Origin of the sequence: Streptomyces sp. NPDC002602 (assembly GCF_042889445.1) — a bacterium.
Lineage (GTDB): Bacteria > Actinomycetota > Actinomycetes > Streptomycetales > Streptomycetaceae > Streptomyces.
In genome coordinates, this window is sequence record NZ_JBIAQX010000001.1 from 69,220 (window position 1) to 93,967 (window position 24,748).

A 24,748-nucleotide genomic window follows, 5' to 3' on the forward strand; every position below is an offset into this window, starting at 1 on the left:
CCCCATGCCCTCCACCGACACCTCGTCCGGTCCCGTCGGTTCAGCCCTCACCACAACCGGCTACTACCTCGGCGCCATGCGCCGCCTCCCGCAGCGCTGGCCCCTGCTCGCCGAGGCCGACCTGCTCGACTCCCCGGCCACATGGGGCGCCGTCGCCACCGCTGCCGGAGCCTTCCGCCTCGAACCCGTACGCCCACGTCGAGACCTGGACCTCCTCGTGGGTTGGATGAACGACCCGGAGGTGGCCGCCTATTGGGAACTCGCCGGACCGGCCTCGACCACCGCCGATCACCTGCGGGCCCAGCTCGACGGCGACGGCCACAACATTCCCTGCCTCGGCCTCCTCGACGGCACGCCGATGAGCTACTGGGAGATCTACCGGGCCGACCTCGACCCGCTCGCCCGGTACTACCCGGCACGCCCCCACGACACCGGTATCCACCTGCTCATCGGAGACGGCACGAACCGCGGCCGAGGTCTGGGCGCCACCCTGCTGCGCGCCGTCGCCGACCTGTTGCTCGACAACCGTCCACGCTGCACACGCGTCATCGCCGAACCGGACATCCGCAACACCCCCTCCGTATCAGCCTTCTTGAACTCCGGCTTTCGCTATTCCGCCGAAATCGACCTTCCCGAGAAGCGCGCGGCATTGATGATGCGGGAGCGGGCGCTGCGCAACCTCATCTGATCGCCGCCCCACCGCTCCGAAGCATCCGCCTCACGCCTCTCCCTTCGAAAACTCTGCGTCACGCAGCAAAGTTCCCGATCTCCGAGGAGTCCCGTGCCGAATTTTCCCGAAGCCCCCGACTCCCCGGAGCCCGCCCTGCCCCCGTCGCCTCAGCACCCGGTCACTCCGCCCGAGATCAACGCTTCGACCTGGGACTTCGCGGCCCGCACGCTGCTCGCCAAGATGCTCGGCGAATTCGCGTACGAGGAGATCGTCAGCCCCGTCCCGACTCCGTCCGCCGCGGGCGATGCCTGGACCCTGACCCTCGACGACGGCGGTCGTCTCGGGTTCCGCGCGCGCCGGCGTTCGTACGGGAGCTGGCAGGTCGCCCCCGACACCATCACGCTCACTCCGCCGCCTTCCTCCTCGGAGAGCTCGACCGCGTTCGGTGATCCGTACGAGTTCCTCGTCCGAGCCCGCACCCTCCTCCGACTCGACGGAGAGACCCTCGGCCATCTGGTCCGCGAGCTGAGCGCGACCCTCGCCGCCGACGCCCGCCTCGATCACCACGCCCTGACCGCCGACGTACTCGCCGACCTCGACTACGCCGCGCTGGAAGGACACCAGACGGGCCACCCCTGGCTCGTCCTCAACAAAGGCCGCATCGGACTGTCCGCCTCCGACACCGCCGCCTGGGCCCCCGAGGCCCGCACCCGACAGCGGTTGCCCTGGCTCGCCGCGCACACCTCCCTCGCGGAGTACCGCGGCGTGGCAGGTCTGGAAGACCCCGCCCGGCTCTACTCCGCCGAACTCGACCCCGTCACCCGGGCCGGCTTCGACCAGGTCCTGCGCGTCCGCGGCCTCGACCCGCGCGGCTACCTCTACCTTCCCGTGCACCCCTGGCAGTGGGACGAGATCGTGCTGCCCCTGTTCGCACCGGCCCTCGCGTCGGGCGCCCTGGTGCCGTTGCCCGCGGACCTCGACATGCGCCTTCCGCAACAGTCGATCCGCACCTTCCTCAACCTCACCCGACCCGACCGGCACAGTGTCAAACTGCCGCTCTCCGTCTTCAACACCATGGTCTGGCGGGGCCTGCCCTCGGATCTCGCGCTCGCCGCCCCCGCCGTGACCGGATGGATCCACTCCCTTCGCGACTCCGATCCCTTCCTGCGTGACGAATGCGGGGTCATCCTGCTGGGCGAGGTCGCGTCCGTCACCGTCCGCCACCCCGTCTACGACCGGCTCCCCGAGGTCCCGTACCAGTACAAGGAACTCCTCGGGGCGATCTGGCGCGAGCCGCTGACCGGCCGTCTCGCCCCCGGCGAGCGGGCCCGCACCCTCGCCTCGCTCCTGCACACGGACCCACGCGGTCGCTCCTTCACCGCGGAGCTGGTCGCCCGCTCCGGGCTCACCCCCGCCGTGTGGCTCCAGCGACTCTTCGCCGCCCTGTTGCCGCCGCTGCTCCACTTCCTCTACCGCTACGGAACCGTCTTCTCGCCGCATGGGGAGAACGCCATCGTGGTCTTCGACGAGAACGACGTCCCCGTCCGGCTGGCCGTCAAGGACTTCGTGGACGACATCAACATCAGCCGCGAGCCGCTGCCCGAACACGAGTCGATGCCCGCGGAGGTCCGCGCCGCCCTCCTCACCGAGCCGCCGGCCTTCCTCACCCAGTTCATCCACTCCGGACTGTTCATCGGCGTCTTCCGCTACCTGTCCGCCATCTGTGATGACCGGCTCGGCGTCCCCGAGGACGACTTCTGGTCCCTCGTCCGGGCGGAAATCCTCCACCACCAGTCCCGGTTCCCGGATCTCAAGGAGCGCTTCGAGCTCTTCGACCTGCTCAGCGAGAGGATCGACCGGCTCTGCCTCAACCGGAACCGACTCCACGAGGACGGCTACCGCGACCGTCCGGACCGCCCGCACGCCGTCACGCACGGCACCGTCCCCAACCCCCTTCACCGATCGTGATCACTCGTCGGTGCGGGCACTGTCAGTGGCGCCCCGTAGGCTTGGCAGCGCTATGACGAAGCCCTCCCTCCCCGACCTGCTGCATGCCGCCGTCTCCGCCGTCGGCGGCACGGAGCGGCCCGGCCAGGTGGCCATGGCCGAAGCCGTTGCCGAAGCGATCGACGAGAACTCCCACCGGCTGATCCAGGCAGGCACCGGTACCGGCAAGTCCCTCGGCTACCTGGTGCCCGCCCTCGCACACGGCGAGCGCGTGGTCGTCGCCACCGCGACCCTGGCCCTCCAGCGCCAGCTCGTCGAGCGCGACCTGCCCCGGACGGTGGAGGCACTGCATCCGCAGCTCCGGCGCCGCCCGCAGTTCGCCATGCTCAAGGGCCGTTCCAACTACCTGTGCCTGCACCGTCTGCACGAGGGCGCACCGCAGGACGAGGAGGAGGGCCTCTTCAACCAGTTCGAGGCGGCCACCCCCAGCAGCAAGCTCGGGAAGGATCTCCTGCGCCTGCGTGACTGGGCGGACGAGACCGAGACCGGCGACCGTGACGACCTGACGCCGGGCGTCTCCGACAAGGCGTGGCAACAGATCTCCGTCTCGTCCAGCGAGTGCCTGGGTGCGACGAAGTGCGCCTACGGCGCCGAGTGCTTCGCCGAGGCCGCCCGTGAACGGGCCAAACTCGCCGACGTGGTCGTCACCAATCACGCGCTGCTCGCCATCGACGCCATCCAAGGCGCCCCGGTGCTGCCGCAGCACGAGGTACTGATCGTGGACGAGGCCCACGAGCTGGTCTCCCGGGTGACGGGCGTCGCTACCGGCGAGCTCACCCCGGGGCAGGTCAACCGGGCCGTGAAGCGCGCCGCGAAGCTCGTGGACGAGAAGACCGCCGACGCCCTGCAGACCGCCTCCGAGTCGTTCGAGCGCGTCATGGAACTGGCGCTCCCGGGCCGGCTGGAGACGGTCCCCGAAGACCTCGGCTACGCCCTGATGTCCCTCCGCGACTCCGCGCGCAACGTGATCTCGGCGATCGGCAACACCCGTGACAAGTCCGTTCAGGACGAGGACGCCGTGCGCAAGCAGGCCCTCGCCGCCGTGGAGAGCATTCACGGCGTGGCGGAGCGGATCGTCCTCGGCTCCGAATACGACGTCGTCTGGTACGAGCGGCACGACCGCTTCGGTGCCACCCTGCGCGTCGCACCGCTGTCGGTGTCCGGGCTGCTGCGGGAGAAGCTGTTCGAGGACCGCTCGGTGGTCCTCACCTCCGCCACGCTCAAGCTGGGCGGGGACTTCAACGGGGTGGCCGCGTCGATGGGCCTGTCCCCGGAAGGGGTGGAGGGCGACGATGCTCCCGTCTGGCGGGGACTGGACGTGGGTTCCCCGTTCGACTACCCCAAGCAGGGAATCCTGTACGTCGCCAAGCACCTGGCCACACCAGGCCGGGAGGGCACCCGCGGCGACATGATGGACGAGCTCGCCGAGCTGATCGAGGCGGCCGGTGGTCGCACCCTCGGCCTCTTCTCTTCCATGCGGGGCGCCAAGGCGGCAGCCGAGGAACTGCGCGAGCGACTCGACCACCCGATCCTGCTCCAAGGCGAGGAGACGCTCGGCGAGTTGATCAAGGCCTTCGCCTCGGACCCGAAGACCTGCCTGTTCGGGACGCTCTCGCTGTGGCAGGGCGTCGACGTGCCGGGTCCCAGCTGTCAGCTCGTGATCATGGACCGGATCCCGTTCCCACGTCCCGACGACCCCTTGATGAGCGCGCGACAGAAGTCGGTCGAGGAACGGGGCGGCAACGGCTTCATGGCGGTGGCCGCCACACACGCGGCGCTGCTGATGGCACAGGGCGCGGGCCGACTCGTCCGGGCAACGGGCGACAAGGGCGTGGTCGCGGTCCTGGACCCCCGACTGGCGACGGCTCGCTACGGCAGCTTCCTGCGGGCCACGCTCCCGGACTTCTGGTACACCACCGACCGGAACCAGGTCCGTCGCTCGCTGGCCGCCATCGACGCGACCGCCCAGGCGGACGGCAAGTAGCCGTACCCGAGAAAGCGGCGGAGCCGGCAGGGGCACCGAACGGAGGCGGACACGAAGCAGCTCCGGGACCGGCGCAGTAGGTCCCGGAGCTGGCTGAGGGCGCGAGGGTCAGACCCTGCGCAGTACGGCGACGACCTTGCCGAGGATGGTCGCCTCGTCACCCGGGATGGGCTGGTAGGCGGCGTTGTGCGGGAGCAGCCAGACATGGCCGTCCTCGCGCTTGAACCGCTTGACCGTGGCCTCGCCGTCCAGCATCGCGGCGACGATGTCGCCGTTCTCCGCGACGGGCTGGCGCCGGACGGTGACCCAGTCACCGTCACAGATCGCGGCCTCGATCATCGAGTCGCCGACGACCTTGAGGACGAAGAGCTCGCCGTCACCCACCAGCTGGCGGGGGAGGGGGAAGACGTCCTCGACGGACTCCTCGGCGAGGATCGGGCCGCCGGCCGCGATCCGGCCCACCAGGGGAACGTACGACGCGGCGGGCTTGCCGGTCGTGTCCGTGGGCTGCGAGCTGGGCTGGTCCGAGCCGCGCACCTCGTACGCCCGGGGGCGGTGCGGGTCGCGGCGCAGGAAGCCCTTGCGCTCCAGGGCCATCAGCTGGTGCGCGACCGACGAGGTGCTGGACAGCCCCACCGCCTGGCCGATCTCCCGCATCGACGGCGGGTAGCCCCTGCGCTGCACGGAGTCGCGGATGACCTCGATGACCCTCCGCTGCCGATCCGTGAGTCCGGAACTGTCGGCGCGGATGCCTGGAGGTCGCCCTGGCAGCGAGCGAGCGGGGCGTGCGGGCTCCGTCTCCGGATTCTGACTTGCGTCATTCATGGCATGCACCGGCTCAAGTCGGCTCTGGGAGCGGTTCTGGGCAGTGATGGTGGCACTGTCTGCGGTCGTGGTCACGTCGGCCCCTCTCGAAATGTTCTCCCTAGCTGGACAACGGTAGTAGCTTTCGAAAGGTTGCGCCAAACACACGTTCGAGTGAAAAAGCAAGGATCGTTCACTTGAGATGCCGTGGGAGGTGTATAGGCAGGCCGTCCGTCGAACGCGGATTCGGTCCCGCGCTCGCTGCTTACGGTACCCTTCCGGGTTGGATCGCCGGGGTCCGGGCCGGCGTCCAGTGTGGCACCGGAGGGCACCCGAACGCGGTCGGCTCACGACGCGACACGCTGAGCGATGTAAATCCACCGCAACCCAAGATCTAGTGGTTGGATGAGCGCTGCCGCCCAGAAGTTGTGGTCCTCGGTCCGCCGGAGCCCCCGACATCGCATATGCTGGTGGCTGCTTCACGAGCCCCCGGCGGGGCGTTTTCTCCGCCGTTCAGGGGCTCCGTGGGGTGATTCAGTCGTGCCGAGAAGGAGGGTGAGGGAACCATGCACTGCCCCTTCTGCAGGCACCCCGACAGCCGCGTGGTCGACAGCCGCACCACGGACGACGGGACGTCGATCCGGCGGCGCCGTCAGTGCCCCGACTGCTCCCGTCGCTTCACGACGGTGGAGACGGCCTCGCTGATGGTGATCAAGCGCAGTGGGGTGACCGAACCCTTCAGTCGCTCCAAGGTCATCTCTGGCGTCCGCAAGGCGTGCCAGGGGCGACCGGTCACCGAGGACGCCCTCGCCAAGCTCGGCCAGCGGGTCGAGGAGGCGGTGCGCGCCACCGGGAGTGCCGAACTGACCACCCATGACGTGGGTCTGGCCATACTCGGCCCGTTGCAGGAACTCGACCTCGTCGCCTACCTGCGGTTCGCATCCGTTTACAAAGCGTTCGACACCCTTGAAGACTTCGAGACCGCCATCGTGGAATTGCGCGAGCGGCGGCCTCATCCCCCTGAGGTCGAGCCCGGTGGGACCCCTTCGGTCGTCCCCGTGCCCGCCTCCGCCTCCGACTGACCTGACGGGCCGCTCAGCACCCGGTCTGCCCGGTCGGTTCGAGGCGCCTCCCGGCGGTAGCCGGGAGCAGATTCGTAGATACAAGACACACAGCACCGTGCCGCGGAATAGCGCTGGCACTTTAGGGCGTTTTTGCCCGCATATGGGAGGCGGCCATGACAGAGACGGCGAGCAGCTCGGCGCGAGGTTCCCGAGCCAAGGGAATCAAGGCCACCAAGAGCGGCCTGCGGATCGAGCGCATCCACACCACCCCGGGCGTGCACCCGTACGACGAGGTGAGCTGGGAGCGTCGTGACGTCGTCATGACCAACTGGCGCGACGGTTCGGTCAACTTCGAGCAGCGTGGCGTCGAGTTCCCCGACTTCTGGTCGGTGAACGCGGTCAACATCGTCACCAGCAAGTACTTCCGCGGCGCGGTCGGCAGCCCGCAGCGCGAGACCGGCCTGAAGCAGCTCATCGACCGGATCGTGAAGACGTACACGAAGGCCGGCGAGGACTTCGACTACTTCTCCTCGCCCGCGGACGCGGAGATCTTCGAGCACGAGCTGACCTACGCCCTCCTGCACCAGATCTTCAGCTTCAACTCGCCGGTGTGGTTCAACGTCGGCACGCCCCAGCCGCAGCAGGTCTCCGCCTGCTTCATCCTGGCCGTCGACGACTCCATGGAGTCGATCCTCGACTGGTACAAGGAAGAGGGCATGATCTTCAAGGGCGGCTCCGGCGCCGGCCTGAACCTCTCCCGCATCCGCTCCTCCAAGGAGCTCCTCTCCTCCGGCGGCAACGCCTCCGGCCCGGTCTCCTTCATGCGGGGCGCGGACGCGTCCGCTGGAACGATCAAGTCGGGTGGTGCCACCCGTCGCGCCGCCAAGATGGTCGTCCTGGACGTGGACCACCCGGACGTCGAGGACTTCATCGCCACCAAGGTGAAGGAAGAGGAGAAGATCCGCGCCCTGCGCGACGCGGGCTTCGACATGGACCTGGGCGGCGACGACATCACGTCCGTCCAGTACCAGAACGCCAACAACTCCGTCCGCGTGAACGACGAGTTCATGACGGCCGTCGAGAACGGCACCGAGTTCGGCCTGCGGGCGCGCATGACCGGCGAGGTCATCGAGAAGGTCGACGCCAAGGCGCTCTTCCGCAAGCTCGCCGAGGCCGCGTGGGCCTGCGCCGACCCGGGCATCCAGTACGACGGTGTGATCAACAACTGGCACACCTGCCCCGAGTCGGGCCGCATCACCGCGTCCAACCCCTGCAGCGAGTACATGCACCTGGACAACACGTCCTGCAACCTCGCCTCGCTGAACCTGATGAAGTTCCTCGACGACGACGGCAAGGGCAACCAGGCCTTCGACGCCGAGCGCTTCGCCAAGGTCGTCGAGCTCGTCATCACCGCGATGGACATCTCCATCTGCTTCGCGGACTTCCCGACCCAGAAGATCGGCGAGAACACCCGCGCCTTCCGTCAGCTGGGCATCGGCTACGCCAACCTCGGCGCCCTGCTCATGGCCACGGGTCACGCGTACGACTCGGACGGCGGCCGCACCCTCGCCGCCTCGATCACCTCGCTGATGACGGGCACGGCGTACAAGCGCTCCGCCGAGCTGGCCGCGATCGTCGGTCCGTACGACGGCTACGCCCGCAACGCGGACTCGCACAAGCGCGTCATGAAGCAGCACGCCGACGCCAACGCCGTCGCACCGCGCACCCAGGACCTGGACAACTCCATCTGGGCCGCGGCCACCGAGGCATGGCAGGACGTCCTGCGCCTCGGCGAGAAGAACGGCTTCCGCAACTCCCAGGCCTCCGTCCTCGCGCCGACCGGCACCATCGGCCTCGCGATGTCCTGCGACACCACCGGTGTCGAGCCGGACCTGGCGCTGGTCAAGTTCAAGAAGCTCGTCGGCGGCGGCTCGATGCAGATCGTCAACGGCACCGTCCCGCAGGCCCTGCGCCGCCTGGGTTACCAGGAGGAGCAGATCGAGGCGATCGTCACCCACATCGCCGAGCACGGTGTGGTCGTCGACGCCCCGGGTCTGAAGGCGGAGCACTACTCGGTCTTCGACTGCGCCATGGGCGAGCGTTCCATCTCCGCGATGGGCCACGTCCGCATGATGGCCGCGATCCAGCCCTGGATCTCCGGTGCGATCTCCAAGACGGTCAACATGCCGGAGACGGCGACCGTGGAGGAGATCGAGGAGATCTACTTCGAGGCGTGGAAGCTGGGCGTCAAGGCGCTGGCGATCTACCGCGACAACTGCAAGGTCGGTCAGCCCCTCTCCGCGAAGAAGAAGGAAGCGGAGAAGGCCGAGGTCACCGAGAAGGCCGAGGAGACCATCCGCGCGGCGGTCGAGAAGGTCATCGAGTACCGCCCGGTCCGCAAGCGCCTCCCCAAGGGCCGCCCGGGGATCACCACCTCCTTCACGGTCGGTGGCGCCGAGGGTTACATGACGGCGAACTCCTACCCGGACGACGGTCTGGGCGAGGTCTTCCTGAAGATGTCCAAGCAGGGCTCGACCCTCGCGGGCATGATGGACGCCTTCTCCATCGCCGTCTCTGTCGGTCTGCAGTACGGCGTCCCGCTGGAGACGTACGTCTCCAAGTTCACGAACATGCGCTTCGAGCCGGCCGGTATGACGGACGACCCGGACGTGCGGATGGCGCAGTCGATCGTCGACTACATCTTCCGTCGCGTGGCGCTCGACTTCCTGCCCTTCGAGACCCGCTCCGCCCTCGGCATCCACTCCGCCGAGGAGCGTCAGCGTCACCTCGACACCGGTTCCTACGAGCCGCTGGACGGCGAGCAGATCGACACCGAGACGCTGGCCCAGTCGGCCCCGCTCGCCGCGGTTCCCGCTCCGAAGCCGGTCACGGCCGGCACGGCCGCGGCCCCGAAGACGGCGCACTCCAGCGCCGAACTCGTCGAGATGCAGCTGGGTGTCTCCGCCGACGCCCCGCTGTGCTTCTCCTGCGGTACGAAGATGCAGCGCGCCGGCTCCTGCTACATCTGCGAGGGCTGCGGCTCCACCAGCGGCTGCAGCTGACTCCGGGCGTGATCGCGCGGGACGGTCGTCCCGCGCGATCACGCACGGCCGGCTGAGCGATGGCTCACGAAGGGGATCGACCTGGTGGTCGGTCCCCTTCGCCGTACGCGTCAAGGGCCGGCCGATCCGGGGACGAGGCCTCGGCGCAGAGCGTCAGGGCTCAGGGCTCAGGGCGTCAGTGCGGGATGGTGCGCGACGGGCGGGTGATCGTCTCGTCCCGGAAGGCCGAGATCTCGGAATGGACCTGTCGCATCAGGTGGGTGTTCTCGATGCGGTCCAGGTAGAGGCACCGGGCGGCCAGACCGGACAGCTCGAACGCGAAACACAGGGACATCAGCGGATTCACGAAGAGCTCGCTGAAACGTGTGCGCCGGGTGAACTGGACGTTCCCGAACTCGCCCCGCACGGCCGCCGCGATCGAGCCGTTCACGATGCTGGGGCGATCCGGGGTCTGGTCCTGGGCGTGGGCCACGGCGTCCACGAAGAGCGCGCCCTCACGGGTGGCGCGGGATATCGAGAACGCCCCGAGGTAGGCGCCCTCGCGTTCCAGCGCCGCGATGTTCTCCAGCACGAGGGCGTGGCTCACCCCGTGGTAGGCGTCCACACCGAAGCCGACCGAGACCACGAGGCGTTGCGGTACGTCGTCCAGTGCCGCCAGCGCCGCGACGCTGGTCAGGTCCTCCTCCGGGGTGCCGAGACCGGCTTCGTCGCCCCGCATGAGGATGTCCGTGCCGCCGTCGACGAGAACCACCGCGTCGATGTCGTGGAGGTCGATGAGTGCCCGATAGGCGGCCCGGAGCGGCTGTACCCCGATGAGGGGGAAGGCGTGGACGACGGCCGGATAGCCGTGCAGCTTCAGCCATCGGGCCAGGGCGCGTTCCGGGAAGTACGCCTGATGAGGGGCGGTGTCCGGGGTGATCACGGCGACGTCGGGGACGATCCAGTCCTCGGTGGGCAGGCCCGCGAGCGCGCTGAAGGACAGGCTCGCCAGGTGGACCTCCTTGCCCTGGTGGAGGAGGGAGAGCGCGATCGGCAGGCCCGCGTAGACGTCGAAGCCGCCTCCCGCCCCGGCCACCAGGATCCGCTCGGCATCGGCGAGACGGTCGAAGAGTGGGTTGGTGTGGAGTGCCGTCATGCCGATCATTGTGTGGGGCGCGCCGATCGGGTGCCATGGGGTTCGCGGGGGAGCGGGAAGACGTGTGGAGTTCTGACGAGTTGGATCTGGACGCCTATCTGGCGAGGATCGGCCTGGAGACCGGGGCGGGCGGCCGGGAACTCCGGCCCGACCTGGAGACGTTGTACGCAGTGACCCGGGCGCACATCGCCGCCATTCCCTTCGAGAGCCTGGACGTCACGCTCGGCCGTCCCGTCGCGCTGGACGTCAAGGCACTGCAGGACAAGATCGTGCACGGCCGCAGAGGCGGCTACTGCTACGAACAGAACTCGCTGCTGGCCGCCGCCCTGGAGCGGATCGGCTTCGAGGTCGCCGGACGCGGGGCCCGCAACCGCACCCGGGGTGACACGCTGCTCGCGGTGACGCACGCCGTCCTCGTCGTCACCGTCGAGGGCGAACCATGGCTGTGCGACGCCGGGTTCGGGCACCCCGGACCGCGCGAGCCCGTACCGCTCGCGCGTACCGGAGTCGAGGTGCGGCAAGGGCAGTGGACGTATGCCGTCCGAGCGGAGGAGGACGGTGTCCTGGTGCTCCGCTCACCGCGCGGGGAGGAGTGGCGTGACCTCTACGCGTTCTCGCCACAGGCCTACCACCCCGTCGACTACGTGGTGCTGAACCACTACAGCTCCTCGCACCCGCGCTCCGCGTTCGTCGGCAAGGTCATCGTCCAGTACCCGGGGGACTCCGTGCGCGTGGCCCTCGTGGGGAGGGAACTCACCCGGTTGTATCCGGACGGACGCCTCGCTCGGGAGAGCGTGGAACCGGACGAGCTGATCACCGTGCTCGACCGCGAGTTCGGGCTTCGACTGCCCGAGCGGGACGCCGCCGAACTGGTGCGGATCCACCGCGCCGGGGACTGACCCGGACCGCGCCTGGCCCGTACGATGGCGCGGTGCTGGTCAAGTGGATTCGCTGCACGGTGACGGACCGACGCGGGTTCGAGCGTGGGCAGCGCAAATGGGCGGGGCTTCCGGGGGAGCCGGGTTTCCGGGGACAGGGCGGCGGATGGAGCCGGGGCCGGCAAGGCGTCGCGCACGTCTTCGCGTTCTGGGAGAGCCGCTCCTTCTACGACTCCTTCATGGCCCGCTCGCACGACCGGCTGGCCGCGTCCCAGAACGGCACCTTCACCGACGCGCGGGTCACGCTCTTCGATCACCGCTTCGACGTGAAGACCGGTTTCGAGCCACGCTTCTCGGACGCCGATGTCGTCCGGGTCGCCCACACCCGGGTGCGTGAGGGTCGCGTGGACCACTTCGCGCTCATGCAGGAGAAGGTGTGGAACCCGGCCATGGCCGGTTCGCCCGGCATGATCCGGGGTCTCTTCGGGGAGGCCCCGGGCCGCGAGTTCCTGGTGTTGTCGATGTGGCGCGCGGCCGCCGAACACGGCAAGTACAGACAGGAGCGGGTGGAGCGACTGTCGCTGCGGGCCCAGACCGAGGCCGACGTGGAGGCGCTCACGGGAGACGTGGTCGACCTCGAACCCTCCTGGACGGTATGACCGTACGACGAACGCGGGCGTGAGCGGCGAGCCCGGTGCGCGGGGGACGAGATGTCCGAATAGGGTCGTGGGATGGTTCGACCACGGCGCATCGTCCTTGTTCGACACGGGGAGTCGGAGGGGAACGCCGACGACACGGTGTACGAGCGGGAGCCCGACCATGCCCTGCGCCTGACCCGGACCGGCCGGGAACAGGCCGCCGAGGCCGGCGTACGGCTGCGCGAACTCTTCGGCGACGAGTCGATCAGCGCCTACGTCTCCCCGTACCGCAGGACCCTGCAGACCTTCCGCGAGCTGCGGTTGGACCCGACCCGGGTCCGGATGCGCGAGGAACCCCGACTGCGTGAACAGGACTGGGGCAACTGGCAGGACCGTGACGACGTGCGCTTGCAGAAGGCGTACCGGGACGCCTACGGGCACTTCTTCTACCGATTCGCCCAGGGGGAATCGGGCGCGGACGTCTATGACCGCGTCGGTTCCTTTCTGGAGAGCCTCTACCGGAGCTTCGAGGCCGAGGACCACCCGGAGAACGTTCTGGTGGTGACCCACGGGCTGACGATGCGGCTGTTCTGCATGCGCTGGTTCCACTGGTCGGTGGCCGAGTTCGAGTGCCTGTCCAACCCCGGGAACGGGGAATTCCGCGCGCTGCTGCTCGGCTCGGACGGCCGGTACCGGATGGACCGCCCATTTGAGCGGTGGACCACACCCGAGCCTTATGACCTGGACGGCTAGAGTGGCGCGCGATGACCGCTGATTCCTCCTCCGAAAGGCGCTACGCACGCGCCATGTCCAGCCTCCGAGGGCTGGCGCTGGGTGACGCCCTGGGCTCCCAGTACTTCGTTCCCGTGAACTATCCACGGCTCAAGCGGCGTGAGGTCCCCGCCGGCACCGAGCCCTGGCAATGGACCGACGACACCGAGATGGCCTGCTCCGTGGTGGCCGTGCTCGCCGAGCACGGGCGCATCGACCAGGACGCGCTCGCGCTGTCCTTCGCCCACCACCACGACTTCGACCGCGGCTACGGGCCCGCCGTGAACCGGATGCTGCGGCTGATCCGAGAAGGCGCGGACTGGCGCACGCAGGCGGCCGAACTGTTCAACGGCCAGGGCTCGTGGGGCAACGGGGCCGCCATGCGGATCGCGCCCTTGGGAGCCTGGTACGCGGACGACCCCGAGCAGGCCACCCACCAGGCCGAGATCTCGGCGTACACCACCCACCAGCACCGCGAGGCGGTCTGCGGGGCGATGGCCGTCGCCGCGGCCGCCTCGCTGGCGGCGGCTTCGGCCGGCCCGCCGAAGGCCGCCGACCTGTTGGACGCGGTGATCGCGCTGGTGCCGCGCAGCGCGGTCGGCGCCGGACTGCGACGGGCGCGCGGAATGCTCGACTACGACGACGCGACCACGGTCGCGGCGGTCCTGGGTTGCGGCCGGCGCACGAGCGCCCACGACACCGTGCCGTTCGCGCTGTGGTCGGCGGCTCGGGCACTGGACGACTACGAGCGGGCGTTCTGGACCACCGCGCAGGTGGGCGGGGATGTGGACACGACGTGCGCGATCGTCGGCGGGGTGCTGGGCGCGCGGGGGGACGCGGTGCTGCCTGCGGCGTGGCGCGCGCGCACCGAGGCCCTTCCCGCGTGGTTGCCGGACGCGGCGCGCTAGTTCGTCCGGTTCGAACCCTACGGGCCGAGGGCGCCCGGGTACCTCTGGTACCCGGGCGCCCTTCGCGTTGTCCTGCCGTGGGGCGGCCCGGTGCGTGGACGTGGCGGGGGCGAGTCGATCCGAATGTCACGGTCCTGACACAAGGGCTTCTTGAATATGTTCAAAACTGTCTGGCCCCGGCCTACCCTGTCCGCTTCGCCGCTCTCGTCTCACGCACTCCGGGAGCGGCTGTCAGGGGAGGGACCTGATGTCTGAGAACGCTGACAAGGCCGAACGCGATGCGACCGGAGGCGAGTCCGCCGCCGAGGGGTCCGCGGAACCCGGGACCGGGACCGGGACCGGGACGTCCGGAGTCGGTGCGTCCGGCGCCGGGGCTCCCGGGGTGGGGGCCTCGGGGGCGGGGGCCCCGGGAGCCACGCCTCGGGTAGCCACTCCGGTAGCCACTCCGGCCGAGGCAATCACGCCGGTCGACGCCGCGAGCCCCGGTCCCGCGGCCGCGGCGCCGCCGGCACCTCCCGGTTCGCCCGGCTTCGACTCCGTGGCCTGGCACGTCTGGGTGGCCCAGCAGAAGGGTCCGCGGTGGCAGCAGGCCCAGGCCGACGCCGCGGCGCGGGCGCGGGCGTCGTTGGCCGGGCGGGTCCGGTCCGCGCCGCCCGCTCCGATCCGCACCGCCACTCTGGTCGCCGTGCTCGTCGCCGGTCTCGCCACCGCGGTCTTCCTCGGCGACGGCGTCGGCCCCGGGCTGGTGCTCGCCGCGCTGCCCGCCATGGTCGCCGCGTACGTCGCCGCCCGTGCGGCCGGTCGCACGGTCCGGCCCTGGACCGTGGTCTGGTCCCTCGGCTGCGTGGCCCTGCTCGCCGTCCCTGCCCTGCGCGACTCCGCCTGGCCGTCCACGCTCGCGGTCCTCGCCGCAGTCCTCCTGGCCGCGCTGGCCCTGCACGGAACGCGCCGCTGGCCGGGTGTGCTGCTCAGCCCGCTCGGGTTGGTCGACGCGGCGGTCACCGGGGTCGGCTGGGCGTGGGCGGGGGTGCGTTCGCGCGGGGGCGGGGTGGACCGTACGCGCTGGCTGCCCATTGCCAAGGCGATGGTCGTGGCCGTCGTCCTCCTGCTCGTGTTCGGGGCGCTGTTCGCCTCCGCCGACGCGGCGTTCGCGGACCTGCTGGGCGGCCTGACCCCGGATGTCTCCGTCGGGGAGAGCCCGCTCCGTGTCGCCCTGTTCCTGGTGGGCGCGCTCTGCGCCCTGTCCGTCGCCCGGACCGCCGCGGCTCCGCCGCGCTGGGATCGCGTCGCGACGACCCCCGGCAAGCCGCGCTCCCGCCTTGAGTGGGCACTTCCTCTCGTCGTGCTCAATCTGCTGTTCGCGGGGTTCATCGCCGTGCAACTGGCCGTCCTGTTCGGCGGGTACGACAAGGTCCTGGACCGCACGGACCTGCCCTACGCCGAGTACGCCCGCCAGGGCTTCTGGCAGTTGCTCTGGGCCACCGTGTTCGTCCTGGCCGTCATCGCCCTCGCGCTGCGCTGGGCGCCCCGCGGCGGTGCGGGCGACCGCCGCTTCGTCCGGGTGGTCCTGGGCACCCTGTGTCTGCTGACACTGGTCGTGGTCGCCTCCGCGGTGCGCCGGATGGACCTGTACGTGGACGCGTACGGGCTGACCCGCCTACGACTGTCGGTGGTCACCGTGGAACTGTGGCTCGGGCTCGTGATCGTGCTGCTCATGGCGGCCGGCGTGTTCGGCGGGCGTTGGCTGGCCCGTGCGGTGGCCGGCAGCGCCGCCGCGACCGTCCTGGTCTTCGGGCTGATGTCCCCGGACGGGATCATCGCCGAGACGAACGTCGCCCGGTACACGTCGGACGAGAAGATCGACGTGGAGTACTTCCGCCATCTGTCGGCCGATGCCGCCCCCGCGCTGGACCGCCTGCCCGAGCCCCAGCGCTCCTGCGCCCTGATCGGCGTCCGCGACGACCTGGCGGAGTCCGAGGGCGCACCCTGGTACGCGACGAGCCTGGCGCAGTCCCGCGCGCGCCGGATTCTCGACGCCCGCCCGGTCACGGCCACCGCCCGCGACTGCGTACGGCTCGGCCTGTACGGCGGCCGCAGCGAGTACTGAGGTCCGCACGCAGGGGGCGCCGGGGGAGGGCCGCCGTGCCGCATGCGCCCGGCGGCCCTCCATCGGGCCGTGCTCAGCCCACGGGGCCGGCCTTCTCGGCGGTTCCGTTGAGGGCCTCCAGGTCGCTCTTGCGTACCCGGATCACCAACAGCGCTGTCGCCAAGGCGAGTCCGGCCATCGCCACGGCGGCGATGAAAGCGGTGGAGATGCCCTGGGTGAGGACGATGTCGCCCCACGGGTCGGGCAGCCGGCCGGTCGCCTTGAAGGCCGCCACTTGCTCCGGTTCCGCCTGCGCGAGGAACGCGGGGACCTGCTTCTCCGCCTCGTCGCGACCGGCCGTGCCGAAGACGGTGACCAGGATGGACAGACCGAGCGAGCCGCCGACCTGCTGGGCGGCGTTGAGCAGACCGGAGGCCGCGCCGGCCTCCCTCGGCGCCACCCCGGAGACGGCGGTGAGGGTGAGGGTCACGAAGTTGAGCCCCATGCCGAAGCCGAAGAGGAGCATCGGACCCAACACCCCGGACACATAGGAACTGTCCGTGCGGATGAACGTCAGCCAGGTCAGGCCCGCCCCGGTGAGCGCGGACCCGAGGACCATGAACGGCTTGGGCCCGAATCGCGGCAGGAAACGCTGGGAGAGTCCGGCGGCCGTCACGATGGCGACGGTGACGGGCAGGAAGCCGAGCCCGGAACGGATCGGCGAGAAACCGAGCACGTTCTGGACGAACTGGACGATGAAGAAGAACATGCCGAACATCGCGGCGGCCAGGCCGAGCATGATCACGTAGGTGCCGGCGCGGTTGCGGTCGGCGAACATCCGCAGCGGGATGATCGGTTCGCGTGCCCGCGATTCGACGAGCACGAACAACCCGAGGAGTACGACGGCGGCGGCGAAGGAGCCGAGGGTGAGCTCGTCGCGCCAACCGTCCTCCGACGCGCGGATGAAGCCGTACACGAGCGAGGCCATGCCACCGGTGGACGTGAGGGCCCCGGCGATGTCGAAGCGACCGGGATGGCGTTCGGACTCGCTGATGTAGAGCGGCGCGAGGACGGCGATCAGGATGCCGATCGGCACGTTGACGAAGAGGACCCAACGCCAGTTGAGCCACTCGGTGAGCATGCCGCCCGTCAACAGGCCGATCGCGCCACCACCCGCCGAGACGGCGGCGAACACGCCGAAGGCGCGATTGCGTTCGGGGCCCTCGGCGAAGCTCGTGGTGATCAGGGCGAGCGAGGTCGGGGAGGCGATCGCCCCTCCGACTCCCTGGAGGGCGCGGGCCGCCAGCAGTTGCCAGGGCTCCTGGGCGAAGCCGCCGAGGAGCGAGGCGAGGGTGAAGAGCAGGATGCCGGTGATGAAGACGCGACGCCGTCCCAGGATGTCGCCGGCCCGGCCGCCGAGCAGCAGCAGGCCGCCGAAAGCCAGGGTGTACGCGCTGATCACCCATGACAGGTCGGTGGTGGAGAAGGAGAGCGCGGTCTGGATGTGGGGGAGCGCGATGTTCACGATCGTCGCGTCGAGAACCACCATGAGCTGGCAGGCGGCGATGACCGTGAGTGCCACTCCCGGGCGCCCGGGATGTCGGGCGGCGCCGGGTATTCGTGGCGTGGCCAGTTGAGTGCTTGTCACTGAGGATCCCCCCAAAGTGAAATAGTGAACGCATCCGTTCACTGCGGGTCCACGGTAGGAGCCGGCGCTTAGTGAACACAAGCGTTCACTAAGGCTGAAAATTCGTGCGACGGGCACGCACGGGACGGTGGGGGGTGGGGGCATGACGGGTTCAGGCTGGTCGGAGGCCGCGCCGGGGCGCAGACGGGGACCGGAGCTCGAAAGGGCGATTCTCGACGCGGCCCTGGAACAGCTGAGCACCGTCGGCTGGAACGCGTTCACGATGGAGGCCGTCGCGGCCGGCGCGCGCACCGGCAAGGCGGCCGTCTATCGCCGCTGGCCGTCGAAGGCGGAACTGGTCGTGGAGGTGCTGCGGGCCGGATTGCCGTCACTGGGTGAGATCGAGGATCACGGATCGATTCGCGAGGACCTCCACCGGCTGTGTGCGCGGATGCGTGACGTGATGAGGTCGCGAGCCGGCGAGGCCTTGCGTGCGGTGCTTCACGAATGCGATCACATTCACGCCGATCGCTTTCGGGGGGTGATCTGGAAAGGGCTGCACGAACCCGCTCAAGACCTGATCAGGGATCTGGTGGAACGCGGAATCAAGCGGGGTGACGTCCGTGTGGACGCAGCGGCTCCATTCGTCACCGACGTGATCCCGGCCATGTTCATGTATCGCGCAAAGGTGTACGGAAGTGAATGGGAGGACCCGGACATCGCGGAACTGATCGACCGCGTCATGGTGCCGATGCTCAGACCGTGAACCGGCCGGCCGGTCTCGCCCCACGCCCCGGCCCGGGGCGGGGTGTGCAGGCGGCGCGGGGCGGCGTACCCTTGCTGGCGCCATGCCGTACGAAGCACCCACCCACGCCGTCGAACGCTCCCTCCGTGCAACCACCGGCGCCAAGGTCATAGCCGGGGTCGACGAAGTCGGACGAGGGGCCTGGGCCGGACCCGTCACCGTGTGCGCGGCGATCACCGGCCTGCGCCGGCCGCCCGCGGGACTCACCGACTCCAAACTGCTCACCCCCAAGCGACGCGACGCGCTCCTCGACGTCCTGGAGGACTGGGTCACCGCGCACGCGCTCGGGCACGCCTCCCCCGAGGAGATCGACGCGCTCGGGATGACGGCGGCCCTGCGGCTCGCCGCGGTGCGCGCCTTGGAGTCCCTGCCGGTGCGGCCCGACGCGGTGATCCTTGACGGCAAGCACGACTACCTCGGTTCGCCCTGGCGGGTCCGGACGGTGATCAAGGGGGACCAGTCCTGCGTCGCCGTCGCGGCCGCATCCGTGATCGCCAAGGTCCGGCGCGACAGGATGATGGCCGACCTGGCCGAACAGGGCGGTGGAATCGAGGACTTCGCCTTCGCCGCGAACGCCGGCTACCCCTCGCCCGTGCACCGGGCGGCGCTGGAGGAGCTGGGGCCCACCCCGTACCACCGGCTCTCGTGGTCGTACCTCGACGCGCTGCCCCGTTGGCGGCACCTCAAGAAGGTGCGTCGCAGCGAGGAGAGCGTGGAGCTGGAAAACGGAGGCCAACTCGGGTTCGATTTCTGATCGCGTCCACGTGCCACCCGCCGGTACGTTTCGTACCGGTGTTTGAAAGATGTCAACTCAAGCCTCTCAACCGAGGAGTCTCAGATTCACGAGAGTGCCCAGGGTCCCCGCGTCACGCCGGCCGCGAGCCGCACCGCGCAGACCCCCCGCCCCGTACCTGGTCCGCGTCCCGCCGCCGTACCCCGGCCCGGCCGCCCCGGTCCCGTCCGACCCGCCCCGCCCGCGGCGCAGGCCACCCCCGGACCCATCCCTGAGGCCACCGTCCCGTCCGTCTCCGCGGCGGTCCCACAGGTCCAGCTGATCCCGGCATCCGCCGAGGGCGCGCTGGACGCGGCCGAGGAAGCCGTGGACCTGCTGCTCGACACCGGGCGCGCGCCCGGCGACATCCTGGTGCTCACCACCGGCGACCCACACCCGTGGGCCGCGCACGAACTGTCCTTCGGCGAGGCCGCGTACTGGGCTCAGCACGACGCCGGGGACGACGTCTTCTACGCGGACGCGGCGCAGGTCCAGCGCGCCGCGGGCCGTCCCGTCGTGGTCTTCGCGGTCAACGGCGGATCGGTCGAGGACGCGGCCCGTACGCTGCCGGTCGCACTCGCCCGGGCCGGCACGCTGCTGATCGTGTGCGGCGACGCGCAGCGGATCAACTCCGTGCTGGGCGCGGGCGTCTGACGCCCGCCCATTGGTGCGGACGGGGGCGGGGCAGGCCGTGAGGCGGCCCCGCTGAAGTCCGAGGCCCGACCCGCCGTGCGCCCGGATCCTCGGGCGCGGCCGTGAGGGCTGCCCGTGGGTGTCGTGTTCCGCACGCGCCCCGGGACAGGCTTGTGGTGCCGGGTGGTGCCGCGTTCGTGCGCCCGTCCGCGTGCGTGCGCGCACCCCACCGGGCCGCAGGCCACTGGTCTGTGGCCGGTGGGATCCGCGCACGCGGCGTACGCGGACCCGGTGGCGACCGTACGGATGCCGTGGCCCCACGGATTCCGTGCCCGTACGGGTTCCGCGCCCCGGCGGGCGGGGCACGGTACGCCGATCAGCGCGCGGCGGTACGCCGCAGGGCCTCGGCCGCGCCGCCGCCGGTACGCAGGCTCACCGGAGCGAACTCCGCCGCGGTCGAGCCCAGCGGCTCCGGCCGGGAGTCCGATCCGGGCCGCCGCCCGCCACGATCCTCCCCCAGGACCTGCCACCCGCCCGGGGTCAGAGTGATGTAGGCGCCACACCGCAGCCCGTGCAGGGTGCAGGCGTCCCGCAGCCCCCACATCCAGGCCCCGTCCTCCTCGGTCCACCGCTCGTCGCCGTCACGGCAGTACATCAGCACCGCCGTCCGCACCGGCGTCCGTCGACGCAGGTCGTGCGGGAGCACCCGGCGCAACCGCGACAGCAGGGCGTTGCGGTACTCCCACCCGTCGGCCGAGGCCGACCGGTGGACGAACGAGGCACTGGCGACCAGGCGTTCGTCGGGGCCGAGGACGGCGATCACCGCGGTGGTCGGCACCGGACCGTGCCGGGCGTGCAGACCGGTGACGATCTCGCGGGGATTGGTCAGCAGGGGCACCCCCGCCGACGTCCACTCGGCCGGTTCGAGAAGTCTTCCGTGCCGGATGGCGCCACCGGTGGCCGTTGTCAGGGACGTGGTGGAGGTCGGGGCGAAACCGAAGGTCACGGTCCTCCCTTCGGGTACACGCCCGCGTACGGGCACGGCTGGGATGCGGGCGCGCCGCAGCACGGCCCTGGAGAGTGCCGGCGAGCCGAGCGGGAGCACTCCGATTCTCGCGTGGCCCGCGAGGATGGGGCAATGAGCATTTGGGGCCGCCGACCGGAATTCGCCGGTATGCCGCTCATATCCTTGCCCCGCCACGCCGAAGATGACGCATCCGTTACGGCTGAAGCGCGAGTACCAGCGGAAACACCCCCTTCGCACCGGCCCGGCGCAGCAGCCTGGCAGCCACCGCGAGCGTCCAACCGCTCTCCGCGCGGTCGTCCACGAGAAGAACCGGACCCGGAGTCTCGGCCAGCGTCGCCGCGAGGGCCGGAGGCACCGTCAAGGCTTGGTGGAGTCCCCGGACGCGTTGGGCACTGTTGGACGAAGGCAGGCCGAACTCCGGTGCCTGGTCGGTGTAGGCGAGCGAGCCCAACAACGGCATCCGTCCGATCTCCGCGATCCGCGCGGCGAGCGAGCCGACCAACTGGGGACGCGAGCGCGACGGCAGGCAGACCACACCCGCCGGACGGGCGGGGGCGTCCGCGGCCCCGGAGGCCCAGCCGCCCGACCCCCGCGCCCAGTCGGCCAGGACGGCCACCACCGCCTGCGCGACGTCGTCCGGGACGGGCTGGTCGGGCGCCTGCGGGGCGAGCATCGGGCGGAGCCGGTTGCCCCAGCCGATGTCGGAGAGGCGGCCCAGGGCCCGGCCGGTGGCGGACTGCTCCCCGGCGGGGATCCGCCCCTTGAGATCCACGCCCACCGCCACGAGCCCGGTCGGCCACATCTTGCGCGGCTCCAGTTCCACGCCCGGACGCCCCAGCTCGCCTCGGGCGGTGTCCAGGGCCGTGCCGGAGACCTCGGCGGTGAACCGGGCCCCGGCGCAGTTGTCGCAGCGCCCGCAGGGTGTCGCCTCCTCGTCGTCGAGCTGGCGGCGCAAGAACTCCATGCGGCAGCCGTCGGTCGCCGCGTAGTCGCGCATGGCCTGTTGCTCGGCGGAACGCTGACGGGCCACCCACGCGTAGCGCTCGGCGTCGTACGCCCACGGTTCGCCCGTCGAGGTCCAGCCGCCCTTGACCCGGTGCACCGCGCCGTCCACGTCGAGCACCTTGAGCATCGTCTCCAGGCGGGTGCGGCGTAGATCGACCAGCGGTTCCAGGGCGGGCAGCGACAGCGGGCGGCCCGCCTGGGCCAGCACGTCGAGGGTGCGGCGGACCTGCTCCTCCGGGGGGAAGGCGACTGAGGCGAAGTACTGCCAGATGGCCTCGTCCTCCCGGCCCGGCAGCAACAGGACCTCCGCGTGCTCCACACCGCGGCCGGCGCGGCCCACCTGCTGGTAGTACGCGATGGGGGAGGAGGGCGACCCCAGGTGCACCACGAAACCGAGGTCGGGTTTGTCGAAGCCCATGCCCAGGGCCGAGGTGGCCACCAGCGCCTTGACCCGGTTGGCCTGGAGATCGTTCTCCGCCTGCTCGCGGTCGGCGTTCTCGGTCTTGCCGGTGTACGAGGAGACGGTGTGGCCGCGGTGGCGCAAGTAGGCGGTGACCTCCTCGGCCGCGGCCACCGTCAGGGTGTAGATGATCCCGGAACCCGGCAGGTCGGTGAGGTGGTCGGCGAGCCACGCCAGCCGGTGCGCGGCGTCGGGCAGGGCGAGCACCGAGAGGCTCAGGCTCTCCCGGTCCAGCGCGCCCCGCAGCACGAGCGCGTCCGTGCCGGCGCCGGTGCCCAGTTGCTCCGCGACGTCGGCGGTCACCCGGGCATTGGCGGTGGCGGTCGTGGCCAGCACCGGAACCCCCGGCGGGAGATCGGCCAGCATCGTCCGCAGCCTGCGGTAGTCGGGGCGGAAGTCGTGGCCCCAGTCGGAGATGCAGTGGGCCTCGTCGACCACGAGCAGGCCCGTGGCGGCCGAGAGCTTGGGGAGGACCTGGTCGCGGAAGTCCGGGTTGTTGAGTCGCTCGGGGCTCACCAGCAGGACATCGACCTCGCCGGCGGCGACCTCGGCCTGGATGCCCTCCCATTCCTCCGGGTTGGCCGAGTTGATCGTGCGGGCGCGAATTCCGGCCCGGGCGGCGGCCTCGACCTGATTGCGCATCAGCGCGAGCAGCGGCGAGACGATCACGGTGGGGCCGGCGCCGCTCGCCCGCAGGAGGGAAGTGGCGACGAAGTACACCGCCGACTTGCCCCACCCCGTGCGTTGCACCACCAGCGCCCGTCGCTTGTGCGCGACGAGGGCCTCGATCGCCCGCCACTGGTCCTCGCGCAGCCGAGCGGTGCCCGTCGGATCGCCCACCAGGCGGGCGAGTACGGAATCGGCTGAGGACCTCAGGTCTGGGTTCATGCCCCCATGCAACCTGATGGCGCCGACATCGCGCCAATGCCGCCCTGAACCTGTGGATATTGAAGATTGGACCAGTTAGGTCTGATTCGGGGAGTTATCCACAGGGGTTTCGCGATTCTCCCCCACACGGGACCGTCGACGCATGACGAAGAACCACGCATCACCGAGCCCGTCCGACCAGCCGCCCATCGGCACGTCCGGAACGCCCACCGAATCCCAGATCACCCTGCGCAGCCCGGCGGAACTCGCCGACGCGCTGCCCTACATGCTCGGCTTCCACCCGACCGATTCTCTCGTCATGGTCGCCGTTCACGGCGAGGGCGGGCGCTTCGGCGGTCGGCTGCGCGTCGGGATTCCCACCGTTCCAGCGGAGTGGGAGGGAACCGCCCGACAGGTCGCCGAAACCCTGGTCCGAGGCAGCGAACGACGGGGCGGCAAGCCCGACGGCATCGTCGTCTTCCTCTGCCAGGATCCGCGCGACGGAGAGAGCGGACAACGCGTGATGACCCGGTTGCGGCCCCTCGCCCAACGGCTCCGCGTTGCCTGCGGGGCGCTGGACGTGCCCGTCCTGGAAGCCCTGTGTCTCTCCGAAGGCCGCTACTGGTCCTACGTCTGCCCCGACGCGCGCTGCTGCCCGGCCGAGGGCAACCCGCTGGTCATGCCCGGCACCTCCGTGATGGCCGCCGCGGCCACCTTCGCCGGGCTCCAGGTCAGGGGGTCCCTGAGGGAGATCGAGGGAAGGCTGACCCCGCCGCGCGGAGCAGCGGCCAGGGAACAGGAGGCGGCCCTGGAACGGGCCGCCGTCGCCTTGGTGCCGAAGATCCTCGACGGAGCCACGCGGGAGGAGATCGGCGCCGAGACCATCGCCCTGGCCCGGACCCTCATGCGGCGCATGACGTCGCCCCCGCCACCGGCCGAGACAGGCCCTGGTGGGGACGCCTGGGACGACGCGCTGCTGGGACACGACGAGGCGGCTGCCGTGATCATCGGCCTGCAGGACCGCGAGATCCGCGACATCGCCGCCGAATGGATGGAGGGCGAGGAGGCCGGGCCCGCGCTGCGCCTGTGGCGCGCCCTGGCCCGGCGCTGCGTCGGGATCTACGCGGAGCACGCCGCGGCTCCGCTCACCCTCGCCGGATGGGTCTCCTGGTCCACCGGCGACGAACCGACCGCCCGCATCGCGCTCGACCTGGCGCTGCGCGCCGACGCCGACTACCGCTTCGCCCAACTGCTCCACCACGCCTGCAACGAGGGCATCGACCCGGAGGGCCTGCGGCAGTGTCTGCGCGAGGAACGGCAACGCAGGGAGCCCCGCCGCAAGCGACCGGTGGGCGCCGGCCGCCCGCCCGGTCGGCGCACCAAGGCCGAGCGCGGGGACGCCCGCCGCACCACGAGGAGCGAACAGTGATCCGGGCTCGGGGTCCTCTCCTGCGACGACTTCGTGACGCCCTCGGCCCCCCACCGGACCCCCGCCGGGGACAGCCGCCGCCGGGGCCCGTGACCCGGGCGGGGGTGAGGACGTTC

The 24,748-nt window shown here is 70.7% G+C and carries 19 protein-coding genes; 14 read left to right on the top strand and 5 right to left on the bottom strand.

Translation table 11 applies throughout. The annotated features are described in order from the left end of the window. The first annotated feature begins 4 nt into the window (after nucleotides 1–4). The 3 genes from ACFYW3_RS00280 to ACFYW3_RS00290 all read left to right on the top strand — a co-directional run bounded on the left by ACFYW3_RS00280 (nucleotide 5) and on the right by ACFYW3_RS00290 (nucleotide 4,661). A complete protein-coding gene (locus tag ACFYW3_RS00280) occupies nucleotides 5–688 on the top strand; it encodes a GNAT family N-acetyltransferase (protein WP_351750690.1) in 684 nt (227 codons plus the stop codon). Between the two features lie 93 nt (nucleotides 689–781). After that, a complete protein-coding gene (locus ACFYW3_RS00285; protein WP_389385091.1) occupies nucleotides 782–2,638 on the top strand; it encodes an IucA/IucC family protein in 1,857 nt (618 codons plus the stop codon). A 52-nt stretch (nucleotides 2,639–2,690) separates the two neighbouring features. Further along, nucleotides 2,691–4,661, top strand: a complete 1,971-nt coding sequence (locus ACFYW3_RS00290; protein ID WP_351750693.1) for an ATP-dependent DNA helicase — start codon at nucleotides 2,691–2,693, stop codon at nucleotides 4,659–4,661. Between the two features lie 108 nt (nucleotides 4,662–4,769). On the opposite strand, the gene lexA is transcribed toward ACFYW3_RS00290, so the two are convergent. Further along, the gene (gene lexA, locus ACFYW3_RS00295) at nucleotides 4,770–5,561 is read right to left on the bottom strand and encodes a transcriptional repressor LexA (RefSeq protein ID WP_267827719.1); all 792 of its coding nucleotides are present in this window, start codon (nucleotides 5,559–5,561) and stop codon (nucleotides 4,770–4,772) included. A gap of 470 nt (nucleotides 5,562–6,031) precedes the next feature. Here lexA and nrdR point away from each other — a divergent pair, with 470 nt between their 5' ends. Next, nucleotides 6,032–6,547 carry a transcriptional regulator NrdR gene (gene nrdR, locus ACFYW3_RS00300; RefSeq protein ID WP_267803481.1) on the top strand — a complete coding sequence of 172 codons (516 nt, stop codon included), beginning with the start codon at nucleotides 6,032–6,034 and terminating at the stop codon, nucleotides 6,545–6,547. Nucleotides 6,548–6,702: 155 nt separating this feature from the next. Beyond that, on the top strand, nucleotides 6,703–9,591 hold the full coding sequence (locus ACFYW3_RS00305; protein WP_389385092.1) for a vitamin B12-dependent ribonucleotide reductase: 2,889 nt from the start codon (nucleotides 6,703–6,705) through the stop codon (nucleotides 9,589–9,591). 175 nt (nucleotides 9,592–9,766) lie between these two features. Here the strand turns inward: ACFYW3_RS00305 and ACFYW3_RS00310 are convergent, their stop codons facing one another. Further along, nucleotides 9,767–10,726, bottom strand: a complete 960-nt coding sequence (locus ACFYW3_RS00310) for a DUF1152 domain-containing protein (RefSeq protein WP_389385093.1) — start codon at nucleotides 10,724–10,726, stop codon at nucleotides 9,767–9,769. A 62-nt stretch (nucleotides 10,727–10,788) separates the two neighbouring features. Here ACFYW3_RS00310 and ACFYW3_RS00315 point away from each other — a divergent pair, with 62 nt between their 5' ends. The 5 genes from ACFYW3_RS00315 to ACFYW3_RS00335 all read left to right on the top strand — a co-directional run bounded on the left by ACFYW3_RS00315 (nucleotide 10,789) and on the right by ACFYW3_RS00335 (nucleotide 16,028). Then, nucleotides 10,789–11,625, top strand: a complete 837-nt coding sequence (locus tag ACFYW3_RS00315) for an arylamine N-acetyltransferase (RefSeq protein ID WP_389385094.1) — start codon at nucleotides 10,789–10,791, stop codon at nucleotides 11,623–11,625. 32 nt (nucleotides 11,626–11,657) lie between these two features. Further along, nucleotides 11,658–12,263, top strand: a complete 606-nt coding sequence (locus ACFYW3_RS00320; protein ID WP_053676308.1) for a YdbC family protein — start codon at nucleotides 11,658–11,660, stop codon at nucleotides 12,261–12,263. A 72-nt stretch (nucleotides 12,264–12,335) separates the two neighbouring features. Next, nucleotides 12,336–12,995, top strand: a complete 660-nt coding sequence (locus ACFYW3_RS00325; protein ID WP_053676307.1) for a histidine phosphatase family protein — start codon at nucleotides 12,336–12,338, stop codon at nucleotides 12,993–12,995. Between the two features lie 11 nt (nucleotides 12,996–13,006). Next, nucleotides 13,007–13,921 (top strand): ADP-ribosylglycohydrolase family protein, encoded by a 915-nt coding sequence (locus tag ACFYW3_RS00330; RefSeq protein ID WP_351750701.1) that lies wholly within the window; start codon nucleotides 13,007–13,009, stop codon nucleotides 13,919–13,921. A gap of 247 nt (nucleotides 13,922–14,168) precedes the next feature. Next, nucleotides 14,169–16,028 carry a DUF4153 domain-containing protein gene (locus tag ACFYW3_RS00335; protein WP_389385095.1) on the top strand — a complete coding sequence of 620 codons (1,860 nt, stop codon included), beginning with the start codon at nucleotides 14,169–14,171 and terminating at the stop codon, nucleotides 16,026–16,028. Nucleotides 16,029–16,101: 73 nt separating this feature from the next. Here ACFYW3_RS00335 and ACFYW3_RS00340 read toward each other — a convergent pair whose 3' ends face one another. After that, the gene (locus ACFYW3_RS00340) at nucleotides 16,102–17,655 is read right to left on the bottom strand and encodes an MFS transporter (RefSeq protein WP_351750705.1); all 1,554 of its coding nucleotides are present in this window, start codon (nucleotides 17,653–17,655) and stop codon (nucleotides 16,102–16,104) included. Nucleotides 17,656–17,797: 142 nt separating this feature from the next. Here ACFYW3_RS00340 and ACFYW3_RS00345 point away from each other — a divergent pair, with 142 nt between their 5' ends. The 3 genes from ACFYW3_RS00345 to ACFYW3_RS00355 all read left to right on the top strand — a co-directional run bounded on the left by ACFYW3_RS00345 (nucleotide 17,798) and on the right by ACFYW3_RS00355 (nucleotide 19,865). Beyond that, a complete protein-coding gene (locus ACFYW3_RS00345) occupies nucleotides 17,798–18,400 on the top strand; it encodes a TetR/AcrR family transcriptional regulator (protein WP_389385096.1) in 603 nt (200 codons plus the stop codon). A gap of 82 nt (nucleotides 18,401–18,482) precedes the next feature. After that, on the top strand, nucleotides 18,483–19,193 hold the full coding sequence (locus ACFYW3_RS00350; RefSeq protein ID WP_267802482.1) for a ribonuclease HII: 711 nt from the start codon (nucleotides 18,483–18,485) through the stop codon (nucleotides 19,191–19,193). Between the two features lie 42 nt (nucleotides 19,194–19,235). Further along, on the top strand, nucleotides 19,236–19,865 hold the full coding sequence (locus ACFYW3_RS00355) for a hypothetical protein (protein ID WP_389385097.1): 630 nt from the start codon (nucleotides 19,236–19,238) through the stop codon (nucleotides 19,863–19,865). Between the two features lie 355 nt (nucleotides 19,866–20,220). Here ACFYW3_RS00355 and ACFYW3_RS00360 read toward each other — a convergent pair whose 3' ends face one another. Next, complete coding sequence (locus tag ACFYW3_RS00360; RefSeq protein ID WP_351750709.1) at nucleotides 20,221–20,850, bottom strand: hypothetical protein; 630 nt, start codon at nucleotides 20,848–20,850, stop codon at nucleotides 20,221–20,223. 214 nt (nucleotides 20,851–21,064) lie between these two features. Continuing rightward, nucleotides 21,065–23,224, bottom strand: a complete 2,160-nt coding sequence (locus tag ACFYW3_RS00365) for a RecQ family ATP-dependent DNA helicase (protein ID WP_351750711.1) — start codon at nucleotides 23,222–23,224, stop codon at nucleotides 21,065–21,067. Nucleotides 23,225–23,366: 142 nt separating this feature from the next. Between ACFYW3_RS00365 and ACFYW3_RS00370 the strand changes: the two genes are divergently transcribed. Continuing rightward, nucleotides 23,367–24,632: a DUF4192 domain-containing protein gene (locus ACFYW3_RS00370; RefSeq protein WP_351750713.1), complete on the top strand. Its 1,266-nt coding sequence runs from the start codon at nucleotides 23,367–23,369 to the stop codon at nucleotides 24,630–24,632. Nucleotides 24,633–24,748: the final 116 nt, after the last annotated feature.

Bases quoted from the DNA above. Each gene is read 5' to 3' on its own strand.
- ACFYW3_RS00310 (WP_389385093.1), bottom strand. From the start codon at position 10,726: ATGACGGCACTCCACACCAACCCACTCTTCGACCGTCTCGCCGATGCC.
- ACFYW3_RS00325 (WP_053676307.1), top strand. From the start codon at position 12,336: ATGGTTCGACCACGGCGCATCGTCCTTGTTCGACACGGGGAGTCGGAG.
- ACFYW3_RS00280 (WP_351750690.1), top strand. From the start codon at position 5: ATGCCCTCCACCGACACCTCGTCCGGTCCCGTCGGTTCAGCCCTCACC.
- ACFYW3_RS00370 (WP_351750713.1), top strand. From the start codon at position 23,367: ATGACGAAGAACCACGCATCACCGAGCCCGTCCGACCAGCCGCCCATC.
- ACFYW3_RS00290 (WP_351750693.1), top strand. From the start codon at position 2,691: ATGACGAAGCCCTCCCTCCCCGACCTGCTGCATGCCGCCGTCTCCGCC.
- nrdR (WP_267803481.1), top strand. From the start codon at position 6,032: ATGCACTGCCCCTTCTGCAGGCACCCCGACAGCCGCGTGGTCGACAGC.
- ACFYW3_RS00305 (WP_389385092.1), top strand. From the start codon at position 6,703: ATGACAGAGACGGCGAGCAGCTCGGCGCGAGGTTCCCGAGCCAAGGGA.
- ACFYW3_RS00350 (WP_267802482.1), top strand. From the start codon at position 18,483: ATGCCGTACGAAGCACCCACCCACGCCGTCGAACGCTCCCTCCGTGCA.
- ACFYW3_RS00345 (WP_389385096.1), top strand. From the start codon at position 17,798: ATGACGGGTTCAGGCTGGTCGGAGGCCGCGCCGGGGCGCAGACGGGGA.
- ACFYW3_RS00365 (WP_351750711.1), bottom strand. From the start codon at position 23,224: ATGAACCCAGACCTGAGGTCCTCAGCCGATTCCGTACTCGCCCGCCTG.
- ACFYW3_RS00335 (WP_389385095.1), top strand. From the start codon at position 14,169: ATGTCTGAGAACGCTGACAAGGCCGAACGCGATGCGACCGGAGGCGAG.
- ACFYW3_RS00330 (WP_351750701.1), top strand. From the start codon at position 13,007: ATGACCGCTGATTCCTCCTCCGAAAGGCGCTACGCACGCGCCATGTCC.